At 71.4% G+C, this 12,213-nt stretch carries 8 protein-coding genes; 7 read left to right on the forward strand and 1 reads right to left on the reverse strand.

Annotated elements, in window-relative coordinates:
- Positions 1–23 precede the first annotated feature (23 nt).
- Positions 24–692 carry an NUDIX domain-containing protein gene (locus tag ABXS86_RS15165; RefSeq protein ID WP_353665009.1) on the reverse strand — a complete coding sequence of 223 codons (669 nt, stop codon included), beginning with the start codon at positions 690–692 and terminating at the stop codon, positions 24–26.
- A gap of 41 nt (positions 693–733) precedes the next feature.
- Between ABXS86_RS15165 and ABXS86_RS15170 the strand changes: the two genes are divergently transcribed.
- The 7 genes from ABXS86_RS15170 (at position 734) to recR (ending at position 12,177) form a co-directional block, all read left to right on the forward strand.
- Positions 734–1,495 (forward strand): DeoR/GlpR family DNA-binding transcription regulator, encoded by a 762-nt coding sequence (locus tag ABXS86_RS15170; RefSeq protein WP_353665010.1) that lies wholly within the window; start codon positions 734–736, stop codon positions 1,493–1,495.
- A gap of 58 nt (positions 1,496–1,553) precedes the next feature.
- Positions 1,554–3,698 (forward strand): phosphate acetyltransferase, encoded by a 2,145-nt coding sequence (gene pta, locus ABXS86_RS15175; protein WP_353665011.1) that lies wholly within the window; start codon positions 1,554–1,556, stop codon positions 3,696–3,698.
- Positions 3,695–4,927: an acetate/propionate family kinase gene (locus tag ABXS86_RS15180; protein WP_353665012.1), complete on the forward strand. Its 1,233-nt coding sequence runs from the start codon at positions 3,695–3,697 to the stop codon at positions 4,925–4,927. The genes pta and ABXS86_RS15180 overlap by 4 nt, the downstream gene beginning before the upstream one ends.
- 68 nt (positions 4,928–4,995) lie before the next feature.
- Entirely contained in the window at positions 4,996–5,730 is a 735-nt protein-coding gene (locus ABXS86_RS15185; RefSeq protein ID WP_307213146.1) for an HAD family hydrolase, read from the forward strand.
- A gap of 73 nt (positions 5,731–5,803) precedes the next feature.
- Complete coding sequence (locus ABXS86_RS15190; RefSeq protein WP_353665013.1) at positions 5,804–8,341, forward strand: glycoside hydrolase family 65 protein; 2,538 nt, start codon at positions 5,804–5,806, stop codon at positions 8,339–8,341.
- Positions 8,342–8,551: 210 nt separating this feature from the next.
- Positions 8,552–11,584 carry a DNA polymerase III subunit gamma and tau gene (locus ABXS86_RS15195; protein ID WP_353665014.1) on the forward strand — a complete coding sequence of 1,011 codons (3,033 nt, stop codon included), beginning with the start codon at positions 8,552–8,554 and terminating at the stop codon, positions 11,582–11,584.
- Positions 11,584–12,177: a recombination mediator RecR gene (gene recR, locus ABXS86_RS15200; protein ID WP_013585718.1), complete on the forward strand. Its 594-nt coding sequence runs from the start codon at positions 11,584–11,586 to the stop codon at positions 12,175–12,177. The genes ABXS86_RS15195 and recR overlap by 1 nt, the downstream gene beginning before the upstream one ends.
- Positions 12,178–12,213 lie beyond the last annotated feature (36 nt).

A 12,213-nucleotide genomic window follows, 5' to 3' on the forward strand; every position in this document is an offset into this window, starting at 1 on the left:
GTGTCGTGCCTTCGCGCCGGGCCTCAGCGCCGGGCGAAGGGCCCGTCGAGCACCGCCCACTGCAGCAGCATGATGGTCTTGGCGTCCTGGATCGATCCGTCCCGGATCTTCGCCAGCGCGACGTCGATGTCGTACTCGAGGATCTCGATCTCCTCGTCCTCCTCGGCCAGACCCCCGCGATCGCCCTCGCGGTCGGCGCCGTCGTAGGCCGCGGCGAAGAAGTGCAGGCGCTCGGTCACCGATCCCGGGCTCATGTAGACGTCGAACACGTGCTGCACCTCGTCGACGCGCACCCGCGTCTCCTCCTCGGCCTCGCGACGGATCGCGGTGACCGGGTCGTCGTCGTCGAGCAGGCCTGCGGCCGTCTCGATGAGCATGCCGTCGGGGTGGTCGTTGACGTAGACGGGGTAGCGGAACTGCCGGGTGAGCAGCACGGTCCGCCGCGCGGGGTCGTAGAGCAGGATCGTCGCACCGTTGCCGCGGTCGTAGGTCTCGCGCGTGAGGGTCGCCCACTCGCCGTCGTCGCCGCGGTAGCGGAACGTGGTCGCCCGCAGCACGTGCCAGCCCGCGGCGAGGAGGTCGACGCGTGTGACCTCCACTCGCGGATTGCGGTCGAGGTCCCGGCCTGTGAGATGCAGGCCGGTGCGGCCGCGGTGGTCGGCGACGGTGGTGCCGGGGCGAGGGTCGGTCATGATTCGGAACAATAATGCAGAAACGTGCAACAATGTGAAACATGCTCGCCGCCGCACGCAAAGAGGCCCTGCTCGACCGGCTCCGCCGCGACGGGCGTCTCGTCGTGAAGGACATCGCCGTAGAGCTGGGGCTCTCCGAAGACAGCATCCGCCGAGATCTTCGAGAGTTGGATGCCGCGGGCCTGGCGGTGCGCGTCTATGGCGGGGCGCTCCCGGCGTCGCCCGCGGTCGCCGACTACGCCGCTCGTCGCGAGGTCGCGCGGGGGAGTAAAGAGCGCGTGGCCGCCGCCGCGGTCGCCCTCATCGAGCCCGGCTCGACCGTGCTGCTCGACGGCGGCACGACGACCCTGGCGATGGTCGACCTGCTGCCGCGCTCGGTCGGCGGCAGGATCATCACCCACTCGCCGACGATCGCCGCCGCGCTCCTCGACCACGACGCCGAGGTCGTCATCCTCGGCGGGCGCCTCTTCAAGCACTCCGCCGTCGCCTGCGGGGCCGCGGCGATGGAGGCCGCTCAGAACGTCAGCGCCGACCTCTTCTTCTTAGGAGTGACGGGGGTTCACCCCGAGACGGGGCTGTCGACGGGGGATGCCGAGGAGGCGGCCATGAAGCGCGCTCTCGCCGCCCGCGCGGCCGAGACGTTCGTTCTCGCGAGCGAGGAGAAGCTCGGTGCGGCCTCGCGCTTCGGCATCCTGCCGCTCGACGGGGTTTCGGGGATCATCGCCGACCTCGACCCCGACGCGGCGCTCGCCGCGGACCTCCGGAGGGCCGGCGCCCGGCTCGTGCCGGTGGACCCCTCCTGATCACTCGACGCCGAAGCAACCCCGCGGCGGTGTCGGAGGCCGGCAATAGGCTGGCTCCGTGACGCAGAGCATCTACATCACGTCGGCCGAAGGTCATTCGGGCAAATCCTCGGTGGCTCTGGGCGTCCTCGACGCCCTCAGCCGCGTCACGCCGCGCGCGGGGGTGTTCCGTCCCATCGCGCGATCGACGGCAGAGCGCGACTACGTGCTCGAGATGCTGCTCGATCACGACAGCGTCGACCTCGCCTACGACGACTGCGTGGGCGTGACCTACGACGACGTGCGCGACGACGCCGACGCCGCTCTGGCGCGCATCGTCGAGCGGTACAAGGCCGTCGAGGCCCAGTGCGACGCGGTCGTCATCATCGGCAGCGACTACACCGACGTCGGCAGCCCCGCCGAACTGGCCTACAACGCCCGCATCGCGGCGAACCTCGGCGCCCCCGTGCTGCTCGTGCTCGGCGGTCGCGCGCAGCAGGGTCACAGCGAGACGCTCGGCATGTCGGTCGCGCGCACCCCGCACGAGGTCGGGCAGATCGCCTCGCTCGCCGTCTCCGAGCTGCAGCACGAGCGGGCGGCGCTGTTCGCCGTGATCGCCAACCGCGCCGATCCCGACCACCTCGACGAGATCACGGCATCCGTGCGTCAGGTCGTCGACGCGCTTCCCATCGGCGCCGCCGCCGAACGCCGCAGCGTGCCCGTCTGGGCTCTCCCCGAAGACCGCTTCCTCATCGCCCCCTCGGTGCGCGGTGTGCTGCGCTCGGTCGAGGGCGAGCTCATCAAGGGAGACCCGGCGCTGCTGACCCGCGAGGTGCTCGACGTCGTCGTCGCCGGCATGTCGATGGTCAACGTGCTGCCGCGGCTCAAAGAGTCCGCGGTCGTTGTCATTCCCGCCGACCGCAGCGAGGTGCTGATCGCCGCGCTGCTGGCCAACGCCTCGGGCACCTTCCCCTCGCTCGCCGGCATCGTGCTCAACGGCGGGTTCGAGCTGCCCGACGCGATCGTGCGCCTCATCGACGGCCTCGGCTCGCCGCTGCCGATCATCGCCACCGACCTGGGCACCTATGACACCGCGGTGCGCATCATGAACACGCGCGGTCGCCTCGCCGCCGACTCGCAGCACCGCTACGACACCGCCCTCGCCCTGTTCGAGCGCCACGTCGACACCGAACTCCTCACGCGCGAGCTGGGTGTCGCCCGCCCGAGCGTGGTCACCCCGCTCATGTTCGAGTACGGCCTGGTCGACCGCGCCCGCAGCGACAAGCGCCGCATCGTGCTGCCCGAGGGCAACGACGACCGCGTGCTGCGCGCCGCCGCCACCGTGCTCTCGCGCGGCATCGCCGACCTCACGATCCTCGGCGAGCCGATCGAGGTGCGCGGGCGCGCGATCGAGCTCGGCATCGACATCCGCGACGCCGAGGTGCTCAGCCCCTTCGACGCCGTGCACGTCGACAAGTTCGCGACCGAGTACGCCCGGCTCCGCGCGCACAAGGGCGTCACCTTCGCGCAGGCCGCCGACACCGTGACAGACGTGTCGTACTTCGGCACGCTCATGGTGCACCTGGGCCTCGCCGACGGCATGGTCTCGGGCGCCGCGCACACCACGGCGCACACCATCCGCCCCGCGTTCGAGATCATCAAGACCGCCCCCGGCGTCTCGGTCGTCTCGAGCGTCTTCCTCATGGCGCTCGCCGACCGCGTGCTCGTCTACGGCGACTGCGCCGTCATCCCCGACCCCACGAGCGAGCAGCTCGCCGACATCGCCGTGTCGTCGGCCGCCACCGCCGAGCAGTTCGGCATCGCGCCACGCGTGGCCATGCTGTCGTACTCGACGGGGGAGTCCGGCACGGGGGCCGACGTCGAGAAGGTGCGAACCGCGACCGCCCTCGTGCGCGAGCGGGCACCCGAGCTGCTCGTCGAGGGGCCCATCCAGTACGACGCCGCGGCCGACGCGGCCGTCGCCCGGGCCAAGATGCCCGACTCCGAGGTCGCCGGTCGCGCGACGGTGTTCGTCTTCCCCGACCTCAACACGGGCAACAACACCTACAAGGCCGTGCAGCGCTCGGCCGGCGCGGTGGCCATCGGTCCCGTGCTCCAGGGCCTGAACAAGCCCATCAACGACCTCTCGCGCGGCGCCCTCGTCGACGACATCGTGAACACCATCGCGATCACCGCGATCCAGGCCCAGGGGGGCACCCAGTGAGCGTCGTCCTCGTCGTCAACAGCGGCTCGTCGTCGTTCAAGTACCAGTTGCTCGACATGGCGCACGAGCGGGTGCTGGCATCCGGTCTCGTCGAACGCATCGGAGAGGGCACCGGCGTCGCGACCCACACCGTCACCGCCGCGGCCCTCGCCGCTCCCGACGCTCCGGCGCCCACGGTGACGGATGCCACGTACATGATCGAGCGCGAGATCCCCGACCACACCGCGGGCTTCGCCGTCATGCTCGACGCTTTCGCCGCGCACGGGCCCTCGCTCGACGAGCGCGCCCCGGTCGCGGTCGGGCACCGCGTCGTGCACGGAGGTGCGCGCTTCTTCGCACCCACCGTGGTGACGCCCCTCGTCGAGATCAACATCGACGAGTTGTCCGTGCTGGCACCCCTCCACAACCCGGCGAACCTCGCCGGGATCGTCGCGGCGAAGAAGGCGTTCCCCGACGTGCCGCACGTGGCCGTGTTCGACACGGCCTTCCACCAGTCGCTCGCTCCCGAGGCGTACACCTACGCCATCGACCGCGAGGTCGCCGAGGCCCACCGCATCCGTCGCTACGGGTTCCACGGCACGAGCCACAAGTTCGTCAGCGAGGCGGCCGCAGCCTTCGTCGGTCGCCCGCTCACCGAGCTGAAGCAGATCGTGTTCCACCTCGGCAACGGCGCCTCGGTCGCCGCGATCGAGGGCGGCCGTTCGGTGGACACCTCGATGGGCCTCACTCCTCTCGAGGGGCTCGTCATGGGCACGCGCTCGGGAGACCTCGACCCGGCGGTGCTGCTGCAGCTCGCGCGTCGCGCCGAGATGTCGACCGCCGATCTCGACACGCTGCTCAACAAGCGCTCGGGCCTGCTCGGCATCGCGGGGGTGTCCGACATGCGCGACATCCAGCAGCGACGCGAGGCGGGAGACCCGGCGGCGCGCCTGGCCTTCGACGTCTACATCCATCGCCTGCGGGCGTACGCGGGCGCTTACCTCGCGCAGTTGGACGGCGTCGACGTGATCTCCTTCACCGCGGGGGTGGGCGAGAACGCCGCCGCCGTGCGGGCCGAGGCCATGTCCACGCTCGGATTCGCCGGGGTCGAGATCGACGCCGAGCGCAACGCAACGCGCGGACGCGGCATCCGGCGCATCTCCACCGACGCCTCGCGCGTCGAGGTGCTCGTCGTGCCCACCGATGAAGAGCTCGAGATCGCGCGGCAGACGCTGTCGGTCACGGCCTGAGACACCTCGCCCCGCTACGCTGACCCCGCCCTGCTGGGGCGACCGTCTTCCTCGATCCGGAGTTCCCCATGACCCCCACCGCCGATCTGCCCGACCTGACGACGTTCGACGGGGTGCTGTTCGATCTCGACGGCGTGCTGACTCCCACCGCCGAGGTGCACATGCGGGCGTGGAAGACGATGTTCGACGAGCTGTTCGCCGCGTGGAAGATCGAGCCGGCCTACACCGACCGCGACTACTTCGAGTATGTCGACGGCAAGAAGCGCTACGACGGCGTGGCGAGCCTGCTGCGCAGCCGCGACGTCGAGGTGCCGTGGGGCGATCCCTCCGACGACCCGTCCGAAGACACCGTGTGCGGGGTCGGCAACCGCAAGAACGTGGTCTTCTCCGAGATCCTGCGCCGCGAGGGCATCGCCCCGTACCCGGGGTCGGTGGCCCTTCTCGACGTGCTGCAGGAGGCCGGGGTCCCCATCGCGGTCGTGTCGAGCTCGAAGAACGCCGTCGAGGTGCTCGACGCCGCCGGCATCCGCGATCGCTTCCCCGTCGTCATGGACGGCGTCGTCGCCGAGCGCGACCACCTGTCGTCGAAGCCCGCTCCCGACGTGTTCGCCGAGGCGGCGCGCATGCTCGGAGTCGACCCGGCCCGATCCGTCGCCGTCGAAGACGCCCTCAGCGGCGTGAAGTCGGCGGTCGCGGCCGGATACGCGGTCGTCGTCGGCGTGGATCGCGGCGTCGGCGCCGAAGACCTCGCGTCCGCCGGGGCCACCGTGGTCGTCGACGACCTCGCGGCCTTCGTAGACTGAGCCGTCGCCTGCACGCGACCCACCCGACTCACCGCGGGCGCGCGGGATGCCCCCTCGCCCTGGAAGGCACGTGATGATCGATCGCGATCGTTTCCCCATCGACGAATGGCGCCTCGTCGAAACCGAGTTCTCGCTCGACGACGTGGGGGTCACCGAGACCCTGTTCGCCGTCGGCAACGGCTATCTCGGACTGCGCGGCAACTCCATCGAAGGCCGGTTCGCCCTCGAGCAGGGCACGTTCATCAACGGCTTCCACGAGACGTTCCCGATCCGTCACGCCGAGCAGGCCTACGGCTTCGCCGAGGTCGGTCAGACGATCATCAACGCTCCGGATGCCAAGGTGATGCGCGTCTACGTCGACGACGAGCCGCTGTCGCTCGACGTGGCCGACGTGCGCGAGTACGAGCGCGTGCTCGACATGCGTCAGGGGATCCTGCGTCGCAACCTCCTGTGGGTCACGCCCTCGGGCAAGCGCGTGCGCATCGAGGACGAACGCTTCGTGTCGTTCGACGAGAAGCACCTCGCGGTGCTGCGCCTGACCGTCACCGTGCTCGACGCCGACGCTCCCGTCACCGTGAGCAGCCAGCTGCTCAACCGTCAGGACGGCGAGGGCATCTACGGCGGTTCGCCTATGGCGTCGAAGCAGTCCGGGTTCGACCCGCGCAAGACCGAGAAGCTCAGCGACCGCGTGCTGCAGCCGCGCGAGTACTGGCAGGACGGCGACCGCTCGGCCCTCAGCTACGAGGTCAGCGAGTCGAACATGACGCTCGCCGTCATCGCCGACCACCTCGTCGAGACCGAGAACGAGTACACCTCGCGTCAGCTCATCGAGCCCGACATCGCCAAGAACGTCTACCGGGTGCACGCCCGGGCCGGCGTCGCGACCACGATCACCAAGCTCGTGAGCTACCACACCTCTCGGGGCGTCCCCACGGGTGAGCTGCTCGACCGGTGCCGCCGCACGCTCGATCGCGCGGTCGAGACGGGCGTCGACCGGCTCGTCGAGAAGCAGATCGCCTGGTACGCCGACTTCTGGGATCGCTCCGACGTGCGCATCGGCGGTCACGGCGACCTGCAGCAGGCTACGCGCTGGTGCCTCTTCCAGCTCGCGCAGGCGGCCGCCCGTGCCGACGGGCAGGGCGTGCCGGCCAAGGGCGTCACGGGCTCCGGCTACAGCGGGCATTACTTCTGGGACACCGAGGTCTACGTGCTGCCGTTCCTGGCGTACACGTCACCGCTGTGGGCTCGCAACGCCCTGCGCATGCGGTACCTCATGCTCCCCGCGGGTCGCAAGCGCGCGCACCAGCTCAACGAGGCCGGGGCGCTGTTCCCGTGGCGCACGATCAACGGCGAGGAGGCCTCGGCCTACTACGCCGCCGGCACCGCGCAGTACCACATCAACGCCGACGTGGCCTACGCCCTCGCGAAGTACGTGCGGGCGACCGGCGACGAGGAGTTCCTCGCCCGTGAGGGCGTCGACATCGCCGTCGACACGGCCCGCCTGTGGGCGACGCTGGGGTTCTGGCGCTCGAGCGACGGCTCCGACGACGGGGAGCGCGACTCCTTCCACATCCACGGCGTCACCGGGCCCGACGAGTACACCACCGTCGTCAACGACAACCTCTTCACCAACGTCATGGCGCGGTTCAACCTGCGCTTCGCCGCGCGCACGGTCCGCGATCTCGCCGACCGCGATCCCGATGCGTACGCGCACATGGCCGATCGCATGAACCTCGACCCGTCGGAGCCCGAGCGGTGGGACAAGGCCGCCGAGGCCATGCACATCCCGTTCAGCGAGGCCCTCGGCATCCACCCCCAAGACGCCGTGTTCCTCGAGCGCGAGATCTGGGACCTCGAGAACACCCCGCCCGATCAGCGTCCGCTGCTGCTGCACTTCCACCCGCTGGTGATCTACCGGTACCAGGTGCTCAAGCAGGCCGACGTGGTGCTCGCGCTGTTCCTGCAGGGCAATCACTTCACGGATGCCGAGAAGCTCGCCGACTTCGAGTACTACGACCCGCTGACCACGGGCGATTCGACGCTGTCGGCGGTCGTGCAGTCGATCCTCGCGGCGGAGGTCGGCTACCAGGACCTCGCGTTGGAGTACTTCCGTCAGGCCGCGTTCGTCGACCTCGGCGACCTGCATCACAACGCCTCCGACGGGGTGCACGTGGCCTCGGCCGGTGGTGTGTGGACGGCCCTCGTCAGCGGTTTCGGCGGCATGCGCGACCACTTCGGTCTGCTGACCTTCGACCCGCGTCTGCCCGCCGACTGGCCCGAGTTGTCGTACGTGCTGCACTGGCACGGCACGCGCCTCGACATCACCCTCACCGCGTCGGCGCTGACCCTTCGCGCCGGGGGAGAGGGCGGTCCGGTCACCTTCGCCGTGCGCGGGGTGGATTACACCGTCGCTCCGGGTGAGACGGTGCGCGTGGCCTTGCGCGGACAGGGTCCGGTGCGACCCGGTCGTCCCTCGATCCGTCAGCTCGAGGGCTCCGTGCGCGAGGACGGCACGCTGCTGTCGGCGTCGGTGCCGATCGTCACCGCGACCATCCCGGTCGTCGGCGACGACGAGGCGCCCATCGCGGTCGGACTCGACGGCGGTTTCTGAGCTCTTCGAACGCGGCGGCACCCTGCGGGGGTCGCCGCGTTCGGCGTTCGCGGGCGCCTTCTCCGCCCGCGGGAGGAGGATCGGGGAGGGGAGGATGCCAGGGGTCGATCGCGTCCTCCGTCGCCCGAATCTCCTCCGTTCCCCGCGGCCCGAGGGGCGATCGCCCGAGGCCGCGGAGGCGATGTCGGAGGTACGCCGTAGGCTGGTGGAGTGACGACAGCCCTGTACCGCCGATACCGCCCCGAGGCGTTCGGCGAGATGATCGGGCAGTCGCAGGTGACCGAGCCGCTCATGACCGCCCTGCGCAGCGACCGCGTGGGTCACGCGTACTTGTTCTCGGGTCCGCGCGGCTGCGGAAAGACCACCTCGGCCCGCATTCTGGCGCGCTGCCTCAACTGCGCGGCGGGTCCCACCGACACCCCTTGCGGCACGTGCGACAGCTGCGTCGAGCTGGGGCGCGGCGGCGGCGGGTCGCTCGACGTGGTCGAGATCGACGCGGCGAGCCACAACGGTGTCGACGACGCCCGCGACCTGCGCGAGCGTGCGATCTTCGCCCCCGCACGCGACCGCTTCAAGATCTTCATCCTCGACGAGGCGCACATGGTGACGCAGCAGGGCTTCAACGCCCTGCTCAAGCTGGTCGAAGAGCCTCCGGCCCACGTGAAGTTCATCTTCGCCACCACCGAGCCCGAGAAGGTGCTCGGCACCATCCGCTCGCGCACGCACCACTACCCGTTCCGGCTGGTTCCGCCCGCCGCGATGCTCGAATACGTCCAAGAGCTCTGCGAGACCGAGGGCGTGAGCGTCGAGGCCGGCGTGCTGCCCCTCGTCGTGCGCGCCGGTGGCGGGTCGCCGCGTGACACCCTCTCTCTTCTCGACCAGCTCATCGCCGGCAGTGACGCGGATTCCGCGGGCCACGTGCTCGTGCGCTACGAGCGCGCGGTCTCTCTGTTGGGGTACACCCACTCCGAGCTGCTCGACGAGGTCGTCGACGCCTTCGCCGCGAACGACGGCGGAGGAGCCTTCGCCGCCGTCGACCGTGTCGTGCAGACCGGCCAAGACCCCCGCCGCTTCGTCGACGACCTGCTCGAGCGCCTGCGCGACCTGATCATCGTGGCCGCCACGGGTGCGGGCGCCGCCGCGGTCCTGCGTGGGGTTCCCGACGACGAGCTCGAGCGCATGTCGCGCCAGGCCACCGCCTTCGGCACCACCCGTCTGTCCCGCACGGCCGACCTCGTGGTGGCCGCGCTCGACGAGATGACCGGCGCCACCTCGCCCCGCCTTCAGCTCGAGTTGCTGGTGGCGCGCGTGCTCACGCACGCGGGTGTCGCTCAGGGCGGGTCGCCCGCCACGGCGCACGCCATCGAAGCCGGGCGCGGTCATGCCGCAGCCCCCGCGCAGGTCGCCCCCGCGACGGGGCGTCCCGCGTCTCCCGCGGCCGACATCGCCGCACCGTCGACCCAGCCGGCGGTTTCTTCCGCTCCCGCGGCGGCCCCGCGCATCGCGTCGCCCGGTACCTCGTCGGGCGGTGCCTCGTCGGGCGGTGCCTCGTCGCCGGCCGTGGCCTCCCCGAAGATCGCTTCACCGGCGGTGGCCTCACCGACCGTGGCCTCGCCGGCCGTCGCTTCCCCTGGCATCGCGTCGCCCGGGGTCGCCGCTCCCCGCATCGCGTCGCCGGGCGGGGCAGCCCCCGCGGTGGCATCTCCGGGCGTCGCCGCCCCGCGGGTCGCGACTCCCGGTCGCCCCGAGCCGACGCCGGCGGATGCCGAGAGGCCCGCGCCCGCGAACGCGACGAACCGCGTCGCCGCCCCGGGAGCGACGGCCGGCAGCGCCCCCTCCGACGATGACGCTCCGCCGCCCTTCACCGACGATGACGCTCCGCCGCCGTTCGACGACGGTGACGCCCCCGTGTTCGACGAGCCGGCGCCGACCCGCGCGGTCTCGCCCGCGGCGGCCGTCGAACCGGCTCTCGCCATGTCCGACGACGACGACGACGACGAGGCGCACCCCTTCGACAGGGCGCCCTCGGCGGCATCCGTCTCGAAGTCCGGAGACGGCCAGGCATCCGATCCTGTCGCGGAGCCCGAGCCGGCCGCGAAGCCCGAACCGGCACCGGCGTCCGGGTCGACGACGAAGGCCGCGCCGGCGTCCGAGCCCGAGTCGGCCTCCACGACCCCGCCCGCTGAAGCGGCCGCGGCAGCCGAGCCCGCAGAAAGCGCCGAGCCCGCTGCCGCGGCTGAGCCGGCGCCAAGCCCCGCACCCGGTGCGACAGCCGAGAACGACGCGGCAGCCGAACCCGCTGCTTCGGCTGAGCCCGCCGGTGCCGCTCCCGCACCCGACGAAGCTCCCGCACCCGACGACGCTCCCGCGTCCGACGAGGCCTCCCCGCTCGAGCCGTCAGCCCCGACGCCGCCGGCGACCCCGGTCGGCCCGATCGACCTGGCGCACGTTCGGGACGCGTGGCCCGAGGTGCTGGGTCAGCTCGAGGTGGCCAGCCGTGCCTCGTGGCTGATCGTCTCGACCTCGACCGTCGTCGCCTACGACGACGACGTGCTCACCCTCGCGTTCCGCACGACGAACGATCTGTCGGCGTTCAAGACCCGCACGCCCGAGGGTGGCCCGAGCGAAGACCTGCGGCAGGCGATCCAGGCCGTGCTCGGCGTTCGGGTGAAGTACCTCGCTCGCCTCGAGGGCGACCAGCCCGGTGGCCCCGGCGGGTCGGGGGGTGGCCCCGGCGGCCAGGGCGGCACTCCGCGTGGACCGGCAGGCCCGGCGTCCGCCGGCCCCGAGGCGACGCGACCGAGCGGGCAGCAGCCCCCCGTGCCGCGCACCGCGACCTCGTCGGCGCCGTACGCCTCGTCGGTGACCGAGTGGGCCGTGGCGCCCATCCCGGCCTCCGACGGTGGTGCGCCGTCGGCGTTCCGCGCTCCGACCGCCCTGGCGGTCGACGACGAACCCGACGAGGCCTCCGCCGGCATCGCACCGGCCACCCCCGTCCGCGAGGGCGTCGTACTCCCGCCCCGCGACGTGGCCCGGTCGGTCCCGGCCCCCGAAGAGGTCGACGACGACGACGTGATCCCGCCCGCCGACGAGACCGAGGCTCCGCTGCCGCCGGTCGTCGTTCCGCGCATGCCCCCGCTCGGCGGCGGCGTGCAGCGCTACGGCGAGGCGGTCGTGCGACAGATGCTCGGTGCCACCTACGTGCGCGACGAACCCTACGAGCCCCCGATGAGGTTCAACTGATGTACGACGGAATCGTCCAAGACCTCATCGACGAGTTCGGCCGCCTGCCGGGCATCGGCCCGAAGTCGGCGCAGCGCATCGCGTTCCACATCCTGCAGTCGCCGTCTTTCGACGTCTCGCGCCTGTCGACCCTGCTCGGTGAGATCCGCGACAAGGTCAAGTTCTGCGAGATCTGCGGCAACGTCACCGAGCAGGAGCGCTGCTCGATCTGCCGCGACCCCCGCCGCAATGCCACGCTGATCTGCGTCGTCGAAGACGCGAAAGACGTGGCCGCGATCGAGCGCACCCGCGAGTTCCGCGGTCTGTACCACGTGCTCGGCGGGGCGATCAGCCCCATCGCCGGCATCGGACCCGACGACCTGCGCGTCACCCAGCTCATGCAGCGCCTTGCCGACGGCACCGTGCAAGAGGTCATCCTCGCGACCAATCCCAACCTCGAGGGCGAGGCGACCGCGACCTACCTCAGCCGGCTGCTGCACACGCTCGAGATCCGCGTCACCCGCCTGGCATCCGGACTCCCCGTCGGCGGCGACCTCGAGTACGCCGACGAGGTCACCCTGGGCCGTGCCTTCGAGGGTCGTCGCACGCTCTGAGCCCGGCCCCGGGAAGATGAGGCCGCCTCGGCGAAT

It is taken from the genome of Microbacterium sp. che218, from assembly GCF_040436305.1.
GTDB lineage: Bacteria > Actinomycetota > Actinomycetes > Actinomycetales > Microbacteriaceae > Microbacterium > Microbacterium algihabitans.

What these genes read in the sequence shown, in the direction of transcription:
- ABXS86_RS15165 (WP_353665009.1), bottom strand. Translation starts at nt 692, where the DNA reads ATGACCGACCCTCGCCCCGGCACCACCGTCGCCGACCACCGCGGCCGC.
- ABXS86_RS15170 (WP_353665010.1), top strand. Translation starts at nt 734, where the DNA reads ATGCTCGCCGCCGCACGCAAAGAGGCCCTGCTCGACCGGCTCCGCCGC.
- ABXS86_RS15185 (WP_307213146.1), top strand. Translation starts at nt 4,996, where the DNA reads ATGACCCCCACCGCCGATCTGCCCGACCTGACGACGTTCGACGGGGTG.
- ABXS86_RS15190 (WP_353665013.1), top strand. Translation starts at nt 5,804, where the DNA reads ATGATCGATCGCGATCGTTTCCCCATCGACGAATGGCGCCTCGTCGAA.
- recR (WP_013585718.1), top strand. Translation starts at nt 11,584, where the DNA reads ATGTACGACGGAATCGTCCAAGACCTCATCGACGAGTTCGGCCGCCTG.